We start from the raw sequence: 21,718 nt of genomic DNA on the forward strand, positions 1-21,718 counted from the left end.
GTCATGACAGATCATAACGCAACCGGATGCAGCTGTTCGGGCGAGGCCAAAAAGGCCTGCACCGTGAACCGCCGCCAGTTCCTGTTCGCCTCGGGTGCCACCACCTTTGCCGTGATGGTGACCATGCCCACCCGCCATGGCCAGGCGGAACAGGTGCCCGCTTTGGTATCGACCTATCCGCGCAAGCTGATCGGCAAACTTTCCGAGTTGGAACAGGATGTGCCGGTCGAGTTCTACTACCCGGATGAGGGCGACTATTCGGACTCGATCCTGGTCAAGACCGGCGAGGAAAGCGGCGGCGGCATCGGTCCGCAAAAAGACGTTGTGGCCTTCAACCTCACCTGCACCCATCAGGGCGGGTCGATGTATGACAGCTACAAGCCTGAACATAAGGTGCTGGGCCCGTGCCCGTTGCACCTGTCCACCTATGACGTGACACGGCACGGCATCCTCGTCTCGGGGCAGGCCTATCAGTCGCTGCCGCAGGTCCTTTTGGAGCTGGATGGTGACGATATCTACGCCGTTGGCATGTTCGGCCTGATCTACGGCCGTTACGACAACCTCATTGCATAAGGGAAGCGGAATCATGGCAACCCCGTATTACGTACCCGAAACCAACGTCCCGCTGCCGCCCAAAGGAGCCGAGGTCATCTCGACCGCCTGCGACTACTGCATCGTGGCTTGTGGTTACAAAGTCTACCGCTGGCCCGTGACGGCCAAACCCGGTGGCCCAACTGCGGACGAGAACGCCTTTGGCGAGGATTTCCCCGTTGCACCGTTGGGTGCCTGGGTCGCGCCGAACCAGCACAATATCGTACTGCACAAAGGTCATCCGCACCACGTGGTGATCATCCCTGACAAGGACACGCAATACGTCAACACCGAAGGCGACAGTTCCTTGCGGGGCGGATGTATCGCGCAGAAATGCTATAACCCTCAGACGCCAACACGCGACCGCCTTAAGACGCCGCTGATGCGGATCTATGGCACCTTGATGCCGGTTCCGTGGGATCTGGCGCTGGATGTTGCGGCTGAGGTGGGCAACCACGTGATCGCCAAGCACGGTACCAATGCCTATGGCGTAAAAACCTTCAGCTATCAGTATATCGAGAACACCTATGCGATCTCGAAATACGCGCTGCGCCATATCAACACCGCGAACTTTACCTTCCATGACACGCCGTCCGATGTCACCTCGACCCCCGGTTTCCGGGATGCGGGTTTCGACAATTTCGGCCCGTCGTATGAGGACTGGCGCGATGCGGAAACCCTTCTGGTCTGCGGCACCGACCCGTATGAGACTAAGACTATCCTCTATACCCAGTGGATGATGAAGGGGATGCAGAACGGTCAGAAAGAGATCTATCTGATCCCGCGCCGGTCTGCCGGTGTGGCCCATGCTGAAAAGATGGGTGGCCTGCATATCGACGTTCTGCCCGGCACCGACCTTCTGGTCGTCAACGCCATCGCCCGCGTCATCGTGGAAAATGGCTGGGAAGACAGCGACTGGATCAAGAAATGGGTCAACAACAAGTGGGAAAGCTCGTCCGGCTTCGGTCAGGGCACAAGGAACACGCCATGGCAGTGGCGTACGACCTGGGGCAAGTTCCAGACCCAAGGCTTCGAGGATTGGAAAGAGTGGCTGCTGTCGCAGGACGAATTCGCGCCTGAAACCGCTGCTGCTAAGGCCGAAATCGACGTGCAGAAAATCTATACTGCCGCCGAATGGCTGGCCAAACCCAAGGCGGATGGCACCCGGCCCAAAACCTCGGTCATGATCGAGAAAGGGTTCTACTGGTCGAACAACACCGGCAACACACAGGCGATCTCCGCGCTGGGCATCATCTGTGGCTGTGGCGGTCGTCCGGGTCAGGTAATTGGCCGGGCCGGTGGGCATCAGCGGGGCGGCGTGAAGGGCGGGAAATACCCGCGCAACAAATCGCCCGAGAAGCTGCCCGGTCGCCGTCGCCGCGCCATGGATACCGACCGGTATCTGATCGCAGGTCATACCCGTATGGCCCATGTGATCGGCACAACATGGATTCAGGCGATGTGTGGTTCGCAACAGTTGGCTGACAAGTTCGAGGAACTGACCGTCCGCAACCCGCATCAGATTGCGTCTTTCGACAAGCAAGAAATGATCGACACGCTGAAGGCCCGCGCCGACAGCGGTGGCATGGTGATGATCAACCAGGACATCTATCTGCAGGATCCGATCGGCAACCGCTATGCCGACATCGTGTTCCCTGCAGCGACCTGGGGCGAAGAGGACTTTCTGCGCGCCAATGGCGAACGCCGCCTGCGCCTTTATCAGAAGTTCTATGATGCGCCCGGTGCGGCCAAGCCCGACTGGTGGATCATTGCGCAACTGGCACAGCGGATGGGCTTTGACGGGTTCGACTGGCAGAACTCGAACGAGGTTGCCGAAGAGGCCGTGCGCTTTACGCGCGGGTCGCGCAAGGACTTCCACGCGGTCTACCGTCTGGCCAAGAAAGAGGGCAAGGGTCTGCACCAGAAGGTCCGAGAATTCGGCACCGATGGTGTGCAATGCCCGGTCATGCTGGATGCCGACGGTGTCACGCTGATTGAAACCAAGCGTCTGCATGACACAACCCGCACGCTGCCTGATACCGGTGCGGCTGGTGCGGATGTATTCAACAAGAAGCTGACGCACTTCAACAGCCAGACCGGCAAGTGCAACATCCAGAAATCGCCGTGGGGCCTGTTCTCGGATTACTGGGAATGGCTGAAACCCAACAAGAACGAAGGCGAGTTGTGGGCCACATCCGGTCGGATCAACGAACGCTGGCAGTCCGGTTTCGACGACCGCCGCCGCCCCTATATCGTGCAGCGCTGGCCGGAAAACTGGGTCGAGATTCACCCCGACGATGCGGCCGAGCGTGGCATCGAAAGCGGTGATTACGTGATGGTTTACTCGGAACGTGTTCCGGGCAACAAGCACACTTTGCTGGGTGTGGAAGGCGACGACTTCCAGTTCTCGAAACTGATGGAGAACGGGCATATCGAACTGACCAAAGCGGCGATCACCGCCGTGGCAATGGTTACGCCCGCCATAAAGAAAAGCGTCGTTTACATGGACTTCCTGCACATGCAGCAGCCCGCCAACGCGCTTGAGGGCCGGATCGTCGACTGGATCAGCGGCAACTACAACTACAAGATGGGCGTTGCCAAGGTCCGCAAGCTGGGGCCGAGCCCCTACAAGACCTCGTTCCGCACGATGTCCTTCGCGCCGCGCGATATCGCCTGACGCTTTTCCGGGGGGCGGACGCCATGCCGCCCCTCGGGTCCGGTCCCACTGCAGAAGGGACCACCTGGAAGGCAGGCTTCGGTTGGGAAACCTGTCTTCCACATTCACCCAACCCGTCCCAACGCAAAACATGGCAGACCTGATATGAACATGCATTCCGATACCGCCCTGCGTGACGAGGCCACCAGCCTGTTCTCCGACTACGCAAAATCTGATTATGACGTGATCCGCCTGCGCGCCATTCAGGCCCTGGCCGCCATTGGGGCCAGTAACAGCCCGGCCTTGATCGAGGCGCTGTTGGATGATGACGAAGACGTCCGGCAAGACGCAGCCCAAGCGCTGGGCGCGCTGGGCGTGCAGGAGGCCGCGCCGCAACTGCTGGAAAACTTGATCCATGATCCCTGCGGTGAGGTGAAACTGGCCTGCGTCACCGCCTTGGCACAGCTGAACGCCAAGGACGCCACGCCGTACCTGCGCACCCTCGTCACTGGACGCGGCGAGGATATCACGTGGGACGAGGACGAGCTGCATCAGGATGAATGGGACGACTGGCTGGATACTCAGATCGCGGCGATCAAAGCGTTGGGTCGCATGGGCGATGCGGCTGCGATTGAACCCATTGTCATGGCCCTGATGGACGAAGACGGGCAGGAACTGGGGGATGTGGCCTGCGAAGCGCTGGGCCAGATCGGTACGCCGTCCGTGCCGACCTTGGGTGTGTTCGCCCAATCCTCGAACCGCCGTCTGCCTCACCGCGCTCTGCGCACGCTGGCCGGGATCGGTGGAGCCGAGGCCGAAGCCATCTTGCGCAAAGCCACTACCGACAAGGACGGGGCCGTGCGTCTGATCGCATATGAGGCGCTGATGCCGAACGACCCGGCGCTGGTCGAACAGGCCCTGACAGATGCGGTCGAGGATATCCGCATCGCAGCGCTGAACCAGTCCGGCCTTTCCGAACCCGAACTGCTGGACCGCATGATGCGCGACCCCGGCGCCAAGGTGCAACTGGCGCTGATCGACCGGCTGGACCGCAGCCAGCCTATCGTTGATCAAGACGACCTGCGCTGGCAGGTGCTGGATTTCCTCGCAACCGGACAACAGCCTGAGGTCTCGGCGCAGGCGCTGGGCCTGCTGGCGGCGTTGGCCCCGCAACTGGTGGCAGATCGGCTGAACGCGCTGTTCTCGGTCGAGGCGGACGACCTCAAGGCCGAGCGTATCCAATGGGCCATCGTCGACGCGCTGGCGACCTCGCCCCTGCGCGAGGCGGCAGAATGGCTGCAACGCGCCTGCCGCGCGCCCTTCCGGTCGGTGCGGCTGAAGGCCGTGGCCTCGCTGGCGATGATTGTTACTGACACCGACCGCCCGCATGTGAACCAGCAGCAGGGCCGCGAATTGCTGCTGTCCTTCGCGCTAGCCCCGATGAGCGTGGTCGAAGACGCGCACGAGGAAGAGGCCCCGCAAACCGACATCGCCGCGCTGGAAGAGGCAGGGCTGGATGTATCCGACGGTGGTGAAAACGGCCCTACCTCCAGCCTCGGCGCGATCCTTGGCCATGACGCTATCGCGGCAGAGATGAAGAAAGAGGCCGAGGATGATGACCTGCACCCCCTGACGCCACGCGAGCAGGCATTGTTGGTCAAGGCCACCCGCCATCCCAAACGCCGCCGCGTGGCGTTGGATGACAATGCCGAAGCCTTGGAGCGTGAGACCCGCATTTCGGCCATCCGCCTGCTGGGCGACGTCACAGGTATGCAGATCATGCTGGCGCAGATCGCGCAGGACCCCGAGACCGAGATCGCTGCGCAGGCGCTGGCGGCACTGGGCTTGTCGGTCGCGCGCAACGGGTCCGAACTGAACCAGTCGCATTTGATCGAGCTGATCACACAGGGGCTTTCGCATACCGATGCCAATCTGTCCCTGCAGGCGCTGAACCTGCTGCAACAGGCTGACCTGCCACCGCAGGATGCGCTGCGGGGCAAATTGCGGGCTATGCTGAAAACCGGAGATACTGCCTTTCGTATCGACGCCATGCAGATTCTGACCCGCTGGGACGGGACGGCCGATGTGGCGCGCAGCTTGCTGGACGATGTCTCGGCCCCGGTACGGCAGGCGGCGATGCGGCTTTTGTCTGAAACGGCCCCGGATCAGGCAGGTGCGGCCATCGTACCCTTCCTTCTGGCCAATCCTGAGCAACGGATCGTGACCTATGTCAATGACAGCACCCCTGCCTTGGTGCCCATTGGGCGCGAATTGTTGGCCGGATTGCGCGACGAGAATCGCCGCGCCCAGTGGCCGGTGTTGATCAGCGCTTTGGCCGACCTGTTGGGAGACCCCTACCGGGCGGTCTGAAACCGGAGGGATAGATGGCGATTTCGCTGAAACTAGGCGCGGCGATTCTAACGGGGGCAATGGCTTTTGGTAGTGTCGCACTGGCCGAGGAGATCCCCGAGGTTGCCGTAGTTCATCAGGTCATCGACCTGAACGCCGACACTCCGGCGCATGCATTTCGGTTCGAACCCAAACTCCTGCAGGTTCCCGCTGGGGCGACTGTGCGTTTCAAAGGCTCGACCGGGCGGCACACGGTCACTGCCATTCCTCGAATGATACCCGTGGGCGCGCGCGTCTTCGAGATTCGGGGCAAACCCGAACTGGATCTGACTTTCGAGAAAGAGGGAGTCTACGGCATCCGTTGCCGCGTTCATGGGCGTCACGGAATGGTCATGCTGCTGGTAGTTGGTGATCCAAGCTCGAATCTCGAAGAAGCCAAGGCCTATCTACCTAAACTTGGAGAGGCCGAGCGGGTCGGTTTCGAAGAGCTCTTTGCGTATATGGAGGCCCAAAATGGCTGATGGATGTGCCTGCGACCACCATGCTCATATGTACCTGACCGTAGATGACGCCCTGAGGCGCGGTTTGTCCGTGGCCAACCCCATCACGGATATCGAAACACTGCCGCTGGTGCAGGCCATTGGCCGGATATTGGCCGAGGATTGCGCCAGCAAGGTAGACATGCCCGCCTTCGATAATTCGGCCATGGACGGCTATGCCGTTCGCAGCGGCGATCTGGGCGAGGGGCCCGTGTTCGAACTACCGGTTGGCGGCCGCATAGCTGCTGGCGATAGCGGCGCACACGATGCGCCGGATGGCAGTGCCTTGCGTATATTCACAGGAGCGCCGGTGCCGTCCGAGTTCGATGCGGTATTAATGCAGGAAGACTGTGAGTTTCAGTCCGATCGCATCCGGTTCAACCGCCGTCCAAAATCCGGTCAGCATATCCGTCGCGCGGGCGAGGATTTGAAAGCTGGTGCCCCGATCCTGCGGCGCGGGTGTGAAATTACTGCGCGTGAGGCCGCCGCGTTGGCCTCGGCTGGTTATGGCGAGGTGAAGGTTTATCGCAAGCTCAAGGTCACGATCTTTTCGACCGGCAGCGAGCTGCGCCAGCCGGGTGAAGCGCTTGGCCCCGGACAGATCTACAACTCGAACCGGTACATGCTTTTGGCTTTGCTGGATAAACCCTGGATCGAACTAGCCGACCGAGGCCCGGTCGAAGATGATCCGGTGCTGCTGAAGCAGGTCTTGAGGGAGGCCTGTAATAGCTCGGACCTGATTATCACCACGGGCGGTGTTTCGGTCGGGGACGAAGACCACATGCCGCGCCTGTTCAGTGAAATCGGTGGCGAAACCGAGGTGATGAAAGTGGCGATGAAACCCGGCAAGCCGATCATGTTCGGTTGTCGGGGTGATGCGCTTTATGTGGGCCTGCCGGGAAATCCGGTTTCGGCCTTTGTGACGTGGCAGATCATTGGTGCGCGGATGATGGAACGCCGTGCCGGTCTGCATCGGAACAAACGCACCCCCGAGCAGGCGGTTTTGGCAGAACCTCTTCAACGCCGCGCGGGGCGGCGTGAGTACCGCCCGGTAAGCATCGACGGATGTACACCGAATGGCGCACCGCGATTGCGCCTGATGGCCGAGTCTTACAGCGGGCGCGTTGCCCTTCTTGCACAGGCCGATGGTCTGGTAATTATTCCGGCAGAAACTGAGAAGCTGCCAGCCGGAGAAGCTCTGGATTTCCTTCGATTCTAGATGGATCCCGATGCGCTTTAGGTATCAAATTCTTTGGTCAACGAGCGCCCTTTGCTGTCGATAACACGCGGCTGTAGGCCTTTGGTGCCGACCTATGTCGGGACCTTTGGGGATCGCCGAATGCTCTGTCGCGAATGTGCGCGCGACGGGCAGCTAGGTGACGTCCTTGAACATGTAAGTGGTCGGCTCCAGCAGATCCTCAAACGGGTTTCGGCAATAGTTCGGGATCTCTCCGGCAATCTGAAAACCCATCGACTGATACAGCAAGCGTGAAGGATCGCTGCTACGGGTGTCCAGCACCAGCATTGTACGTTTCAATTCCCGAGCTCGCTCATGCAGTGCCTCCATCAGCGACCGACCCAAACCGCGACGGCGAGCCTGCGGATGAACCAGCAGCTTTGCAACATCCGCGCGATGCGGCTGGTTTGGCATTGCGGCGGGGATCAGTTGCACCGTGCCCAGAATGCGTCCGTCACCATATGCGACAAACAGATCGAGTGTCTCCGCGCGGAGTTCGGGCTGCACCCTGTCCCGCCAATAGGCGCGGGCATCGTCCCGCGAAAAAGGAAGGACGAACCCGATACTGGCGCCGGTATGGACACAGCGGTGCAGGATATCGGTCAGATCCTCAAGCGCTTCGTCGAAATATTCCTGTGGCAATCGCGTAATCATATCAGCACCAAAAGATAGCGCGCACCGCGTTTGGGTCCGGTTTCGAACTGCGTTGGCCCCGACAGGTGATAGCGAAGGCAGTCGCCGCCGCTGAGCGCATGGGCAATCCCGTCCACTGTCAACGTTAGCCCTCCATCAAGTAGGATCAGGTGGTGCTCCTGTCCCGGCTTGGGCGGAGTATCGTAGGTGATGACAGTACCTGGGGGCAAATGACCTTCCATTACTTCCCCACTGAGGCCGGTCGCCGGTGGTGAAACCGAACGGCGAGTAAACCCGCTTTCGGGCTCATACCATTCAGGCTGCTTCTCGAAAGGTACTTTGGGATCGAAACTGTCTTCGACCATCATCAGCAGGCGTGACATGGGCAGGCCGTATGCCGCGCATAAACGGCCAAGCGTTTCAGCGGTAGGGCTGACATCACCGTTTTCCATTCGCGACAGTGTCGCCCGGCTGATCCCACTTTGGTCTGCCAACTGCTCAAGCGACCAGCCATGACCCTGGCGCAGCTCGTTCAGACGCTTAGCGAGGCGGTTTGATAGTGTGTCGAGCATGGCTCACATATGGGAATCAGTTACGAATATGGGATTATTGCCTTGCTTTACCTCAAACACAATAGAAAAAGGGCGCAGAAATCTGCGCCCTTTTGCTGCTCGGGTATCGGACTGGATTACTTCCAGCCAACTTCGTTATAGATTTTCTGTGCCTCGGGGATGTTTTTGGCGGCCTCTGAGAGGTTCACCTCATCCGCTTTGAATTCCCCCAGAGCGGCCACGTTCTCAGCCAGCGCGACGCCTTCGACAGCGGGGTATTCATCGTTTCCGTTCGAGAAGTAGACCTGCGCCTGATCGCTTGCGAGATACTCAAGGAACTTAATCGCGTTTTCTTTGTTCGGCGCGTTTGCTGCAACACCCGCACCCGACAGGTTCATATGTGCACCTTCGGCGTCCTGTGCCGGGAACTGCACGCCGATCATCTCGATATCCGCGCTTAGACCCTTGACGTCTTTGCGCATAGCGCGTGCCATATAGTATGTGTTGGCAACCGCAATCTCGCACTCGCCTGACACGATGCCGCGCAGCTGGTCTGTGTCACCGCCCTGAGGTTCGCGTGCCATGTTGGCGGCGACACCTTCAGCCCATTTCCTGGCTTCCTCCGCGCCGTGATTTGCAATGATCGATGACAATAGTGTCTGGTTATAGATATTGCCGGACGAGCGAATGCAGATCTGCCCTTTATACTCCGGTTTTGCCAGAGCCAGATAGGTTGCGGGTGGGTTGGCGACATCAGCCTTGTCAAAGAAGATGATCCGTGCGCGCTGAGAAAAGCCGTACCACTGATTGTCTTCGTCCTGAAGGTTTGCCGGAATACGCTCCTCTAAGATTGCGCTCTCAACCGGCTGCAGGATGCCTTCGCTCTTGGCACGGGCCAGGCGCGAGCTGTCGACCGTCAGCAGGACATCAGCAGGCGAATTCGCGCCTTCTGCTTTCATCCGTGCGATCAGTTCGTCGGCCTTGCCTTCGATGCGGTTGATGGTGATGCCGGTGGCCTCTTCGAAGTCGGAATACAGGCGTTCGTCGGTGTCGTAGTGGCGCGAGGAATACAGGTTCAGCTCGCCCTCGGCTGCGGCAGAGGTGGCGATCAGGGCCGTCAGGGTGGCGGCAAAGCAGGTAGAGGATTTCAGCATCATTTGTCCCAACATTGAAAATCGTGACGGGAATTAACCCGACTGATTTGGTCAATTAAACGATTCTCGGTGGGATGCAAGGAAATCCGACAAAATTAGTTGGTCAAAACGTCGCTGAACTTACCTTGCCGGACGGCCCCTTCAGGATTGACGCCGCCTACTTTGTTTTCTTTCGGGTTGCGGTGGGACGGGTGACGGTGCCGGCTCGGGGTCCGGATCGTCGCTGAGCACCGGTTCTTTGGTCAGCATCGCCTGTGTTACCGCTTCCATGTATTTCTGCAGCATGACCGGCGGATCAGCTGGGGCCAGCTTGATTGACAGCCTACTTGCGCCTTCCTGATTATAGGCATAGCGCGAGGAATAACTTGCGTTGACCTGCGCCGCCACGGGGCCCCAGCCACCTTTGACCGATGCGCTGCCTGATTTCTCGGTCTGTTTGGTCATCGAGATCGCCATCTTTACCTCGATCTCGGCCTCTTGCACCGCATAGAACGCGGGTAGGAAACCCATCGACACGAGGCTGAATTCCTTTGGGGGACCATCGGGGTTGGATAGATCGGGAAGCTGGATCTTCTGATCCGCCATGTATTTGGCGATATCAGTCGAATGTCTATCCAATTCAGTTTGCGACTCTGCCACGGAAATCGCCAGTTTCTGAACCATTTCCGCGAAAGGGACGTTTAGCAGTTCCTGCCCGATACTCATTTCCAATCTCCTTTGTGAATTCAGTCTCTATCAATAATCTTCGTTGCGGACCGTCTTTTGACCGAGAACGAGACCTTCGCTGCGTTCTGGCTGACCGCCTGTTTCTTCGCGTTTGTAGCGAACTGGGCTTTGTCGCCATCCCGACCAAGCCCAACAAAGGCTTCGACCTGGACATTGTCGATGGTGAAATCGTCGCTGCCGTCGGATCCTGCAAGGATCTGTTCGCCCAGGGCCTGCGAAAAAACCTGCGCATCCACGATCTGCGTATCTTTGTCTTCAACCTCCATTCCGCTCTGGCCTCCGGCCATTGGGTTCACCACCGGAGAACCCGAGCCCATCAGCATGCCACCGCCTCCTTCTTCCAGATCGTCGATCTGGTCTTGCAGGTCCTGGATCGTCTCCAGCAACACGACCTCGCGCGCCTCCAGCGCGGTCAGGCGGTTTTCCAATGACTGAAGCAGTGTGGTGAACGCCTCGGGCAGTTCGGTGACGCGCACATCTATAGGCTGTTTTTTGGGGGTCTTGTCCTTTTTAGTCGCCATCGACCCCTCCACCAGAACCACCTTCATCCACCGGTCCCGGCGCGAACCGCATCCGCATGGTCGACGCGCTGCTTGCATCGAGCGTATCTGTCTGCGTCAGTTTTGGCCCACACAGAAACGCGCCAATGATCCCGCGTTTGCCTTCTTCTGTGGTACTGGTCATCTCCATGACGACCTTCAATTCTACATCGACATCCTGCATGTGGTAAAAGACTGGCGGAATGCCCATCTCGCGCAGTTCCTGAGGATAGTTCTTCAGCGCGTTCAACTGATCCAGACTAAGCTGTTCGGCGGCTTGGGCCACGCTTCGGCCTATATCGGCCACCATCTCGGTCAGGGTTGTTCCTAATAGCGTATCCAGATCATCGTTGGCCAACCCGACCTCCCGTCATAAAAAACAGGGAAAGCGTAGCACGAGACCGTCTCATAACAATACTAAATCTCAGAACCGGACTTTCGGAGCGATTTCCGGCACTTCCGCCGACACGAAAGGGCGCTAGAAGCAGGGCATAAAAAAACCGCGCTCGAAAGCGCGGTTTTTTTTATTAGGTTCGTGCAGCCCTTAGCCCTGGCGAGCTTTGAACTTGCGCTGCGTCTTGTTGATCACGTAGACGCGGCCTTTGCGACGCACAACCCGGCAATCACGGTGCCGGTTCTTGAGCGAGCGGAGCGAGTTCTTGACCTTCATGGGTCTGTCTCCAATCTGCGGCGCCTTCATCAAAGACGTGGCCAGCGCCTGGGTTAATCGGGTGCCCCGGAAAGACCAGAGCAATGAATTCATGGTGGGCGGTACAAGGATCGAACTTGTGACCCCTTCGATGTCAACGAAGTGCTCTACCGCTGAGCTAACCGCCCATGAAACCGTTGCGTGACCTGCCCCATAACGAAATGGGGCGCGGAACCCCGCGCCGGTAGCGGGGTCTATAAAAGGAGTCGTTGGGGGGATCAAGGGGTTTGGCAGAACTATTTTACGGTCTATGTTGAGTGCGAACAACGGAGAGCCCATGCCCGACGCCGCCACCAATGCAGCCTATATTCTGGATATGCCCGCAACGCGTACGTCCTGCGTGGTATTTGCCTCGCCCCATAGCGGTCGGACCTATCCCGAGTCTTTGTTGAAGCGGTCTGTTTTGAACCGCAATATGATTCGGTCCTCCGAGGATGCGTATGTCGATCAGCTTTTTTCCTCAGTCGCTGAATTCGGTGCACCGCTGCTCGCCGCGGCCATGCCGCGCGCCTATCTGGACCTGAATCGCAATTCGGATGAATTGGACCCCGCTTTGATACAGGGTGCGCGTCGTCACGGACATAATCCGCGGGTTACCTCGGGCCTCGGGGTGATTCCCCGCGTGGTCGCCAACGGCAGGGCGATCTACAGCGGCAAGCTGACTATGGATGAGGCGCGCCTGCGGATCGATACCTATTGGCGTCCATACCATACTCGTCTGAAATCTCTGCTGGCGGAATCGCATCAGATGTTTGGGCAGGCCATTCTGATCGATTGCCACTCGATGCCGCACGAGGCGGTGGCGCTGGCCGGCGGCTCGCGCCGGGCCCGACCGGAAATCGTTTTGGGCGATCGGTTCGGTGCGGCCGCTTCAGGTGTGATCGTTGATCAGATCGAGGCCGCTTTTGCCGACGCGGGTCTGAATGTGGCGCGCAACACGCCTTTTGCTGGGGCCTACGTCACCCAGACCTATGGTCGACCTGCCCGCCATCAGCATGCGGTTCAAATCGAGATCGATCGGTCACTTTATATGAACGAGGAAACGATCCAGCCGAACGGCAACTTTGAGGCGTTGCGTGATGTGTTGCGGCAGGTCACCGCGCAGATCACCAGTATCGGGTCCGATCCAATGTCACTTGCCGCCGAATAGACCTAGCGCAGCGCACGACCTTTTACGATTGCATCACTGCCGAAACGGCGCCGGATTTCGTCCGTCGCACGTTCGGCCTGTGATCGGCGTTCTGCACCGGGATCCAGAAGGTCGCCCGAGATATCGGCCTGATCCTCTGAACACAGGTCAGACAGGCCGCATCCCAAAAGGCGATAGGGACCCTGATCGCCAACCTGATCAAATAGCCCACGAGCGGTGCGATAAATCCGATCCGCTATCTGAGTCGCATCGCGTAGTGATATCCGCCGGGTGATGATCTTGTGGTTGGCCTGTTTCAGCTTCAGCGTCACCACTCGCCCAGCCAATCCCTTGGCTTTGGCCCGGTCGGCTACCTTTTCAGACATACGCCACAGATGCCCGTCCAGAATTTCAAGACTGGCGGTATCCTCGAAAAAAGTGGTCTCATTACTGATCGACTTCATCGGCTCATGGGCCGATACGCGCCGTTTGTCCTGCCCTCGCGCCAGATGCCACAGACGGTAGCCCATTGATCCGAACCGCGCGGTCAGCGCCTCCTGATCCCAGCGCAGAAGATCAGCAAATGTGCGAATCCCTGCGCGATTCAGAGATTCCTGCGCCGCCGGACCAATTCCCCAGATTAATCGCACCGGCCGGTCATGCAGGAAATCAGCCGTCTCGGCCTTGCCGATCACTGAAAAACCCCGAGGCTTGTCGAGATCCGAGGCCACCTTGGCCAGAAACTTGTTATGGCTCAAGCCAATCGATCCCGTCAGGCCCAGCTCATCTTTCATCCTCTTGACCAGACGCGCAAGCATGACCGCTGGCGGTGCACCATGCAGCCGCTCGGTGCCGGATAGGTCCATGAACGCCTCATCCAGCGACAGTGGTTCAACATCAGGTGTCAACTCGTCCATCATGGTGCGTATCTCGCGCGAGACGCTGGCATAGACCGACATACGCGGTTTGATCACCACCGCTTCGGGGCATAGTTGAAGCGCCTTGAACATTGGCATGGCTGAACGTACCCCGCGAACGCGGGCCACGTAACATGCAGTTGATACCACCCCGCGCTTGCCGCCGCCAATGATCACAGGCTTGTCGGCAAGTTCGGGATTGTCGCGCTTTTCGACCGAAGCATAAAAAGCATCGCAATCCATATGCGCGATCGTCAGGTCAAACAGCTCTAGGTGCGATTTGACCCTCGGGCTACTGCAAGTTGGGCAGCGCGGCCCTTGCTTAATTTCCTTCAGGCAGTCGCGACAGATGGCGGGCATGATGTAGTTTCTTTCCGGCCAGCGGCGGATTGATCAAGACATTCGATAGGTTAATAAGTATCGCGAATGGATAAGGATAAAAAGAGTACCGATGGACTTCGCCGGCGCAAAAATAGCGTTGTTTCTGGGGCGCAAGCTGCTGGTCATTCTAAGAGATGATCGATCAGACATTCCGTTTCCAGGTCATCTCGATTTTCCAGGCGGCGGGAAAAAGTCAGGCGAAACACCGATCGAATGCGCGTTGCGTGAAACAGATGAAGAGGTTGGGCTGCGCCTGTGCGCAACCGATCTTGTCTGGTCACGGCAATATGGTCAAAGCTGGTTCTACGTCGCCCTGCGCCCGCCGGAAGATGTTGGTCTGATCCGTTTTGGGGACGAAGGGCAGGGGTGGAGGCTGATTTGTCCGCAGGATTATCTGTCGAATCCGTTGGCCATTCCAAATTTTGCAGATCGCCTTCGGGATTATTTGTCGGAAACGGCGCAGCTTTGAACGGGACTTCGAAAGAAAACCCCCCGCGCCTGCGGGGGGAGGTAACGAGCCTCAGGAAGAAGAGATGGCCCGTTGGGGAGTGTCTTGCGTGTAGAATCGCCGAAAATGGCGTTTTTCGATAGCCACAAGCCGAACGCCATAAAACTCATGTTTTTCATGTGTGTTTTCGGGCACAGGGACGATTTGGCGCGGTGGCGCGAAAAATTGACCTAACGTCAATTGCTTGAGCACCGTTCCTTCCGCAATTTTTGGCTTTTCGCCTAATGGTGAGTCAATGAATTTAACTCGCTCAAAACTGCTTGTGCGGCGGCTTTGGGATCATCCGCCTGATAAATCGGGCGACCCACGACGATATGATCGGCCCCATCGCCGATTGCACTGGCCGGGGTTGCGACCCGCTTTTGGTCGCCCAAAGCTGCGCCAGCAGGGCGTACCCCAGGGGTTACAATCAAACGACCTTCGGATTGGGGCAGGGCGCGGATTAGCGCGGCTTCCTGAGGGCTGGCGATGACGCCATCAGCTCCGGCCTCGAAAGCCTTGGCCGCGCGTTCTACAACGAGGTCCTGCACGTCACCCGCTTTCAGAAGGCTTGCATCCAGATCGTCCCTGTTCAGTGATGTCAGGACGGTTACCGCCAGAATTTTCATGTCCTTGCCTGCAGCGCCCTCCTTTGCGGCGCGTACGACATGCGGATCACCATGCACCGTCAAGAAGTCCAGATCGAACTGAGCCAACCCACGCACTGCATTTTCTACAGTGTTGCCGATATCGAACAGCTTCATGTCCAAGAAAATGCGCTTTCCGTGATCCTGTTTCAACTCGTTGGCCAATGCCAGACCGCCGCCAGTCAACATACCCAGCCCGATCTTATAGAACGAAACCGAGTCGCCCAGCCGCTCGGCCATGGCTAGACCCTGCAGGGCGTTTGGGACGTCGAGGGCTACGATAAGGCGGTCATCGGACATGGGGCGCTCCTTTTTGGCAAACGTTTGCGTCCTAACGGGTTCAGGGCGATCTGTCCATGTGTGAAGCCCGAGGTGACGCAGTTCACTCATTATTTTGCGCAATGTGCTAAAGTGCCGACGTTCAGAACAGGGATAGAAACGATGAAAAAGGTAATTGTACTTGGCGCGGCACTGATGTTGGCCGCATGCGAAGACGCGCCTCAAAGCGATCCGCCCGAAACCGGTGTCGCGCCGGCTCCAACCAATGACAATCTTCTGTTAGTGCGTGGGTACCGATCGGAAGACGACTGGTGTCAATTGACCGGGGAAACAGCCTATACCGGCAACTTCCTCGATCATACGGCTGATCTGGTTTCATGCCCCACAGGCAGCAGTGCCGAGCAGTCTTTGGTCGAAATGTATAACGCTGAATTGATGGGAGAAACTGGCGGTTATTCCGTCTACTCGATTCCGCGCGGATGACGCCGATTTATATGCTCTAGCCCCTTGAATGGGAAAAGACATTTCCCAAATTGAATGTGAGGCCCAGACCGACGCGTGCCGCCAAGCGGGCGCATCAATACGGGGCGCTTAAGAAAAGGAGAATGCTATGGACTTGAACAAGTTCACCGAGCGGGCACGGGGTTTCGTGCAAGCCGCGCAGACCATTGCGCTGCGCGAGGGGCACCAAAGGCTGGAGCCCACACATATCTTGAAAGCATTGATGGACGACGATCAGGGGCTGGCCAGCAACCTGATCACACGCGCTGGCGGCGCACCGAACCGCGTGGTTGAGGCGTTGGACGCGGCCATGGGCAAAATCCCGAAGGTCAGCGGCGACGCGAGCCAGATCTATATGGACGGCCAGACCGCCAAGGTTTTGGACGAGGCAGAGAAGCTCGCCACCAAGGCGGGCGACAGCTTTGTGCCGGTTGAACGCGTTCTGATGGCGCTGTGTATGGTGAAATCCAAAGCCAAAGAGGCTTTGGAGGCCGGTGCTGTATCGGCCCAGAAACTGAACGAAGCGATCAACGATATCCGCAAGGGCCGCACTGCTGACACCGCATCGGCGGAAGAAGGCTACGACGCGCTTAAAAAATATGCGCGCGACCTGACCGAGGCTGCAGCCGAAGGCAAGATCGACCCGATCATCGGGCGGGATGAGGAAATCCGCCGTTCGATGCAGGTTCTGTCGCGCCGCACCAAGAACAATCCGGTACTGATTGGTGAACCCGGCGTCGGTAAGACCGCGATTGCCGAGGGCATGGCCCTGCGCATCGTCAATGGTGATGTGCCGGAATCATTGAAGGACAAGAAGCTTCTCGCGCTCGACATGGGTGCGCTGATCGCCGGTGCTAAATATCGCGGTGAGTTCGAAGAACGACTGAAGGCTGTTCTGACCGAAGTTACCGAAGCCGCCGGTGAGATCATACTGTTCATCGACGAGATGCACACGCTGGTAGGTGCAGGTAAATCCGACGGTGCGATGGATGCCGCCAACCTGATCAAGCCTGCGCTTGCCCGGGGTGAGTTGCATTGTATCGGCGCGACGACGCTGGATGAGTACCGCAAATACGTCGAGAAAGACGCAGCCCTCGCCCGCCGGTTCCAGCCGGTGATGGTCACTGAGCCGACAGTTGAGGACACGATCAGCATCCTGCGCGGTATCAAGGAAAAGTACGAGCTGCACCACGGTGTGCGCATCTCGGACTCGGCGCTCGTGTCGGCGGCGACCCTGTCGCATCGCTACATCACCGACCGCTTCCTGCCTGACAAAGCCATCGACCTTGTCGATGAAGCGGCTTCGCGTTTGCGGATGGAGGTGGATTCCAAGCCCGAGGAACTCGATCAGCTGGATCGTCAGATCCTGCAAATGCAGATCGAGGAAGAGGCGCTGAAGCTTGAAGATGACGCGGCCTCGAAGGATCGTCTGGAAACCTTGCAAAAGGATTTGGCCGACCTGCAGGAGCAATCCGCCGAGATGACTGCTCAGTGGCAGGCAGAACGTGACAAGCTCGCGGGTGCCCGTGATCTTAAGGAACAGCTCGACAAAGCTCGCGCTGATCTGGAAATCGCGAAGCGCGAAGGGAACCTCGCCAAAGCGGGTGAGCTGTCCTACGGTGTCATCCCTGACCTTGAGAAAAAGCTGACCGAGGCTGAAAACGCCGAAAGCAACGCCATGATGGCCGAGGAAACGGTGCGCCCAGAACAGATTGCGTCGGTGGTCGAACGCTGGACCGGTATCCCGACCTCGAAAATGCTGGAAGGCGAGCGTGAGAAACTGCTGCGGATGGAAGACGATCTGCATTCCCGCGTGATCGGTCAGGATGCGGCGGTCACTGCCGTTGCCAACGCCGTGCGCCGTGCGCGTGCCGGTCTGAACGACGAAGGGCGCCCGCTGGGCTCGTTCCTGTTCCTCGGGCCGACCGGCGTGGGTAAGACCGAGCTGACCAAGGCCGTGGCGAACTTCCTGTTCGACGACGACAACGCGATGGTGCGTATCGACATGTCCGAGTTCATGGAGAAACACGCGGTCGCCCGCCTGATCGGTGCCCCTCCAGGCTATGTCGGCTATGATGAAGGCGGTGTGCTGACCGAAGCCGTGCGGCGCAGACCCTATCAGGTCGTGCTGTTTGACGAGGTCGAAAAGGCACACCCGGATGTGTTCAACGTGCTGCTGCAGGTCCTAGACGATGGCGTCCTGACCGATGGTCAGGGTCGTACCGTCGACTTCAAGCAGACGCTGATCATCCTGACGTCGAACCTTGGGTCTCAGGCACTCAGCCAGTTGCCCGAAGGGGCTGACAGTGCGCAAGCGCGGCGGGATGTCATGGACGCGGTCCGGGCTCATTTCCGGCCTGAATTCCTGAACCGTCTGGACGAAACCATCATCTTTGACCGGCTCAAACGGGCCGATATGGATGGCATCGTCGATATCCAGATGGCACGTCTGCAGAAACGTCTGGCTGCCCGCAAGATCGAGCTGGCACTGGACGATGGCGCGAAGGAATGGCTGGCCAATGAAGGCTATGATCCGGTCTTCGGTGCCCGCCCATTGAAACGCGTGATCCAACGCGCCCTGCAGAACCCGTTGGCCGAAGCACTGCTGGCCGGTGAGATAAAGGATGGTGAGACCGTTCCGGTGACCGCCGGAACCGATGGTTTGATCATCGGCGATCGGCTGGGAACGTCCGAGCGTCCGCGCCCGGATGATGCAGTCGTGCATTAAATCTCAGGTAATGAAGAGACCCGCCATCCAGGCGGGTCTTTTTTTGGTGGCTTGTATTGCGACTAAGAGCGTTCAGACCTGCCCGGTCAGATCCTGCGCCAGCATCATTGCGTTGCCGTCCGGGTCGTAAAATGTGGCAGTGCTGACCATCCCCTCAATCGTCTCGGTTTCGCCGTCAAACCGAACTCCGGCCCCTTCCAAAGCATCGCGTGCGCTTGCGATATCAGCAACACCAAAGACCGGAACGGTGTTTCCGGGCGCTGGTTCTGCCTGCTCGCCCAAACCAAGGGTCACGCCTTCGGTTTTGGTGAGCATCTCGCTCCAACCCGCCTCATCAATATGATGGATCAACTCAAACCCGAGCTTGTCATTATACCAGCGCGCACTGGCGTGGCGATCTTTGACCGAAATGGCGAGAGTGATGGTGTTTTCTAAGGAAACGAGGGCCATGGAACTTTCCTTTTGTCCTAAAATAAAGTAACTATACTTTATGGACATTAAATTACTTGTCAAGCTTACCTCTCGGGCCTGGTCGCTGAACATTCTTGCGCAGCTGCACCAGGGGGTTCCGGGCAGGCAGGCCCCATTGCACGCCGCGACCGGGGCAAGCCGGACGTCATTTGCGGCAAGTCTTGAGCATCTGGTCAGCCTTGGCTTGCTTGAACGGAACCCGGGCCACGGCCACCCTTTGCGCCCTGAATTCCGTTTGACCAAAGCCGGGGTTCAGGCGGCGGCTGTAGCGGCAGAAATCGTGGCCTTGGTGCCGCATGATACCGAATTGAAGCTACTGCGTCGTAGCTGGACGGTCCCTATTCTGGCGTTGACCCGCCAACCGCGGCGCTTTTCAAGGCTCAGGTCTGATCTTCAGGTGATCACTGATCGCGCATTGTCATCCTCGCTCAAGCAATTAGAGGAGCAGGACTGGGTGCGACGCGATATCGAAACTTCGGCCCGGCTGCCTTTTCCGACCTATCAGGCGGTCAATCTTGGGTGCGAAATAAACCGTGTTGTCGGCTTGAACATCGGGTGACCGTTATCCTCGCGCCCAAGCCACCTAATTTTCGTTACAATCTGTTCGCTCAATCGTGACGCCTGTTTCCTTGGCTCTGTGCTATCAGACCTTACCTCAGTTTCGAGGTTAATGGATAACGGAGAACCAAATGGCGCATCGCTGGACCAACAAACTGACGCATGCGGACGTCACCCCAAGGGCGGCGTTTCTGAACCGGCGACAGGTCATGGCCGGTTTTGCGGGTGTCGGGCTGGCGAGTCTGGCGCGGCCAGCGGCGGCCGAGGCGCTTGAACCGAATACCTGGGAAGAGATTACTTCCTACAACAATTATTATGAGTTCGGGACACGCAAGGATGATCCTGCGAAATATGCACACACACTGGTAACCGAGCCCTGGAGTGTAACCATCGACGGTCTGGTCGACCGCCCTGGTGAATATGATTTCAAAGACATCATGTCTGAAATGACTGTTGAGGAGCGAATCTATCGGTTCCGCTGTGTTGAGGCCTGGTCGATGGTGATACCTTGGAACGGGTTTGAACTGGCAGATCTACTCGGCATGGCTGGCGTTCAGGACGGCGCGAAATACGTGGCGTTTGAGACCGCCTATCGTCCCGATGAGATGCCGGGTGTGGCGTATCCGGTACTAGACTGGCCATATCGCGAAGGGCTGCGTTTGGATGAGGCGATGCATCCGCTGACCATTATGGCTACTGGGATCTACGGCAGCGACATCCCGAACCAGAACGGCGCGCCTTTGCGATTGGTGGTACCGTGGAAATACGGCTTCAAATCGATCAAATCGATCGTGCGGATTACCTTGACGGATACCCAGCCTCCGACAAGTTGGAACATGGCAGGTCCTAGGGAATATGGGTTCTACAGCAATGTGAACCCCAATGTGGATCACCCCCGATGGTCGCAGGCCTCGGAACGTCAAATCGGCGGAGGTCTGTTTGCCAAGCGAATCCCGACGCTGATGTTCAACGGATATGAAGATGAGGTCGCCAGCCTTTACGAAGGCATGGATCTGGCGAAGAACTACTGAGATGATGCGGCGGCTCAACGACCTCTTGCGACGGCTTCCCAATTGGGCTGTATATCTGCTGGGCGCGCTGCCTGCGCCCTGGTTGTTTTATCAGGGCATGACCGGGGGTCTCGGGGTCGAGCCGATCGAGGCGCTCGAGCACGAGTTTGGCGAACTGGCGCTGCAGCTTCTGATTTTGGGTCTCGCGATTTCGCCCTTGCGTCGCTTCGCTGGCCTAAATCTGATGAAGTTCCGCCGCGCGATAGGTGTACTGACATTTTCCTATGTCGCATTGCACCTGTTGATCTGGCTGGTTCTGGATGTTCAGATTCCCAGCCAAATCTGGGCGGACATTATCAAGCGGCCCTATATCACGGTGGGCATGGCTGCCTTTGTACTGTTACTGCCGCTTGCAATCACGTCCAACAACTGGGCGGTTCGCCGTTTGGGGCCTCGTTGGCGCAAATTGCATCGTCTGGTCTACCCGGCAGCAATTCTGGGCGCGCTTCATTATGTGATGCTGGCGAAGGGGTTTCAGATCGAGCCATTGGTCTACCTGGCTATTATTCTGGGCCTTCTGGTCATGCGCCTGCCGGTCACATCATTCCTGATCCGGTTTAGGCAAGCCGATTCAGCCTGACTCGCAGGCGAGTCTGTGGGTAACAGTGTGAATAACATATCCATGGCGCTGATTTGCGATGGTCTGTGTCCGCGACTTCCGGGTTGAATGGCTGGATGCTCTTCGTAACCATTTGTTTTAGCAATATAAAATTCTGCTTTTGCGTTTTTTTGCGGTTTTTTGATTTTTCCACTTGCGGCTTTTGGGCGATATACTTAGAACGCCCTTCACCGGCGCTGCTGAGGTGCTGGGACGCGGTGGAAGCTGCGGAGACGCTCGGGAGAGACTGGGGGCATCTGAGGTTTTT

The 21,718-nt window shown here is 58.2% G+C and carries 22 protein-coding genes and 1 tRNA gene; 12 read left to right on the forward strand and 11 right to left on the reverse strand.

Features of this window, described 5'->3' with window-relative positions:
- The first annotated feature begins 3 nt into the window (after positions 1–3).
- The 5 genes from ACR0AY_RS16330 (at position 4) to ACR0AY_RS16350 (ending at position 7,354) form a co-directional block, all read left to right on the forward strand.
- Entirely contained in the window at positions 4–573 is a 570-nt protein-coding gene (locus ACR0AY_RS16330; protein ID WP_170514619.1) for an arsenate reductase (azurin) small subunit, read from the forward strand.
- Positions 574–586: 13 nt separating this feature from the next.
- Complete coding sequence (locus ACR0AY_RS16335) at positions 587–3,268, forward strand: arsenate reductase (azurin) large subunit (RefSeq protein ID WP_170514622.1); 2,682 nt, start codon at positions 587–589, stop codon at positions 3,266–3,268.
- Positions 3,269–3,412: 144 nt separating this feature from the next.
- A complete protein-coding gene (locus ACR0AY_RS16340) occupies positions 3,413–5,617 on the forward strand; it encodes a HEAT repeat domain-containing protein (RefSeq protein ID WP_480454416.1) in 2,205 nt (734 codons plus the stop codon).
- 14 nt (positions 5,618–5,631) lie between these two features.
- Entirely contained in the window at positions 5,632–6,117 is a 486-nt protein-coding gene (locus tag ACR0AY_RS16345; protein WP_170514628.1) for a plastocyanin/azurin family copper-binding protein, read from the forward strand.
- Complete coding sequence (locus ACR0AY_RS16350; protein ID WP_170514630.1) at positions 6,110–7,354, forward strand: molybdopterin molybdotransferase MoeA; 1,245 nt, start codon at positions 6,110–6,112, stop codon at positions 7,352–7,354. Before ACR0AY_RS16345 ends, ACR0AY_RS16350 begins: the two co-directional genes overlap by 8 nt.
- 153 nt (positions 7,355–7,507) lie before the next feature.
- Here ACR0AY_RS16350 and ACR0AY_RS16355 read toward each other — a convergent pair whose 3' ends face one another.
- The 8 genes from ACR0AY_RS16355 to ACR0AY_RS16390 form a co-directional block, all read right to left on the reverse strand.
- Entirely contained in the window at positions 7,508–8,026 is a 519-nt protein-coding gene (locus ACR0AY_RS16355; RefSeq protein WP_170514633.1) for a GNAT family N-acetyltransferase, read from the reverse strand.
- Positions 8,023–8,577, reverse strand: coding sequence for a helix-turn-helix transcriptional regulator (locus tag ACR0AY_RS16360; RefSeq protein WP_170514636.1), 555 nt, complete (start codon positions 8,575–8,577; stop codon positions 8,023–8,025). The genes ACR0AY_RS16355 and ACR0AY_RS16360 overlap by 4 nt, the downstream gene beginning before the upstream one ends.
- 116 nt (positions 8,578–8,693) lie before the next feature.
- Positions 8,694–9,710 (reverse strand): Fe(3+) ABC transporter substrate-binding protein, encoded by a 1,017-nt coding sequence (locus ACR0AY_RS16365; protein ID WP_480454417.1) that lies wholly within the window; start codon positions 9,708–9,710, stop codon positions 8,694–8,696.
- Between the two features lie 141 nt (positions 9,711–9,851).
- The gene (locus ACR0AY_RS16370; RefSeq protein WP_170398500.1) at positions 9,852–10,415 is read right to left on the reverse strand and encodes a hypothetical protein; all 564 of its coding nucleotides are present in this window, start codon (positions 10,413–10,415) and stop codon (positions 9,852–9,854) included.
- A 20-nt stretch (positions 10,416–10,435) separates the two neighbouring features.
- On the reverse strand, positions 10,436–10,957 hold the full coding sequence (locus tag ACR0AY_RS16375) for a hypothetical protein (RefSeq protein WP_170514639.1): 522 nt from the start codon (positions 10,955–10,957) through the stop codon (positions 10,436–10,438).
- Positions 10,947–11,333 (reverse strand): hypothetical protein, encoded by a 387-nt coding sequence (locus ACR0AY_RS16380; RefSeq protein WP_170398504.1) that lies wholly within the window; start codon positions 11,331–11,333, stop codon positions 10,947–10,949. The genes ACR0AY_RS16375 and ACR0AY_RS16380 overlap by 11 nt, the downstream gene beginning before the upstream one ends.
- Positions 11,334–11,519: 186 nt before the next feature.
- The gene (ykgO, locus tag ACR0AY_RS16385; RefSeq protein ID WP_005648635.1) at positions 11,520–11,645 is read right to left on the reverse strand and encodes a type B 50S ribosomal protein L36; all 126 of its coding nucleotides are present in this window, start codon (positions 11,643–11,645) and stop codon (positions 11,520–11,522) included.
- Positions 11,646–11,737: 92 nt separating this feature from the next.
- Positions 11,738–11,812 (reverse strand) — tRNA-Val (locus tag ACR0AY_RS16390).
- 149 nt (positions 11,813–11,961) lie between these two features.
- On the opposite strand from ACR0AY_RS16390, the gene ACR0AY_RS16395 reads away from it, so the two are divergent.
- Complete coding sequence (locus ACR0AY_RS16395) at positions 11,962–12,834, forward strand: N-formylglutamate amidohydrolase (RefSeq protein WP_170514642.1); 873 nt, start codon at positions 11,962–11,964, stop codon at positions 12,832–12,834.
- 2 nt (positions 12,835–12,836) lie between these two features.
- On the opposite strand, the gene ACR0AY_RS16400 is transcribed toward ACR0AY_RS16395, so the two are convergent.
- Positions 12,837–14,090, reverse strand: a complete 1,254-nt coding sequence (locus tag ACR0AY_RS16400; RefSeq protein ID WP_170514645.1) for a DNA polymerase IV — start codon at positions 14,088–14,090, stop codon at positions 12,837–12,839.
- Positions 14,091–14,181: 91 nt separating this feature from the next.
- Between ACR0AY_RS16400 and ACR0AY_RS16405 the strand changes: the two genes are divergently transcribed.
- Positions 14,182–14,580, forward strand: a complete 399-nt coding sequence (locus tag ACR0AY_RS16405) for an NUDIX hydrolase (protein ID WP_170408240.1) — start codon at positions 14,182–14,184, stop codon at positions 14,578–14,580.
- A 260-nt stretch (positions 14,581–14,840) separates the two neighbouring features.
- On the opposite strand, the gene pyrF is transcribed toward ACR0AY_RS16405, so the two are convergent.
- Positions 14,841–15,545 (reverse strand): orotidine-5'-phosphate decarboxylase, encoded by a 705-nt coding sequence (pyrF, locus tag ACR0AY_RS16410; protein WP_170514647.1) that lies wholly within the window; start codon positions 15,543–15,545, stop codon positions 14,841–14,843.
- A gap of 141 nt (positions 15,546–15,686) precedes the next feature.
- On the opposite strand from pyrF, the gene ACR0AY_RS16415 reads away from it, so the two are divergent.
- Complete coding sequence (locus tag ACR0AY_RS16415) at positions 15,687–16,007, forward strand: hypothetical protein (RefSeq protein ID WP_170398514.1); 321 nt, start codon at positions 15,687–15,689, stop codon at positions 16,005–16,007.
- A gap of 127 nt (positions 16,008–16,134) precedes the next feature.
- Positions 16,135–18,753 carry an ATP-dependent chaperone ClpB gene (gene clpB / locus ACR0AY_RS16420; protein ID WP_170514650.1) on the forward strand — a complete coding sequence of 873 codons (2,619 nt, stop codon included), beginning with the start codon at positions 16,135–16,137 and terminating at the stop codon, positions 18,751–18,753.
- 72 nt (positions 18,754–18,825) lie between these two features.
- Here clpB and ACR0AY_RS16425 read toward each other — a convergent pair whose 3' ends face one another.
- A complete protein-coding gene (locus ACR0AY_RS16425) occupies positions 18,826–19,203 on the reverse strand; it encodes a VOC family protein (protein ID WP_170398520.1) in 378 nt (125 codons plus the stop codon).
- A 40-nt stretch (positions 19,204–19,243) separates the two neighbouring features.
- Between ACR0AY_RS16425 and ACR0AY_RS16430 the strand changes: the two genes are divergently transcribed.
- From ACR0AY_RS16430 to msrQ, 3 genes are all read left to right on the forward strand, one after another.
- Positions 19,244–19,783, forward strand: coding sequence for a winged helix-turn-helix transcriptional regulator (locus ACR0AY_RS16430; protein ID WP_170514653.1), 540 nt, complete (start codon positions 19,244–19,246; stop codon positions 19,781–19,783).
- A 130-nt stretch (positions 19,784–19,913) separates the two neighbouring features.
- Complete coding sequence (gene msrP, locus ACR0AY_RS16435) at positions 19,914–20,813, forward strand: protein-methionine-sulfoxide reductase catalytic subunit MsrP (protein WP_170514656.1); 900 nt, start codon at positions 19,914–19,916, stop codon at positions 20,811–20,813.
- A gap of 4 nt (positions 20,814–20,817) precedes the next feature.
- Entirely contained in the window at positions 20,818–21,432 is a 615-nt protein-coding gene (gene msrQ, locus ACR0AY_RS16440; RefSeq protein WP_170425736.1) for a protein-methionine-sulfoxide reductase heme-binding subunit MsrQ, read from the forward strand.
- Positions 21,433–21,718: the final 286 nt, after the last annotated feature.

The sequence above is a fragment of the Ruegeria sp. A5 genome (assembly GCF_056543005.1).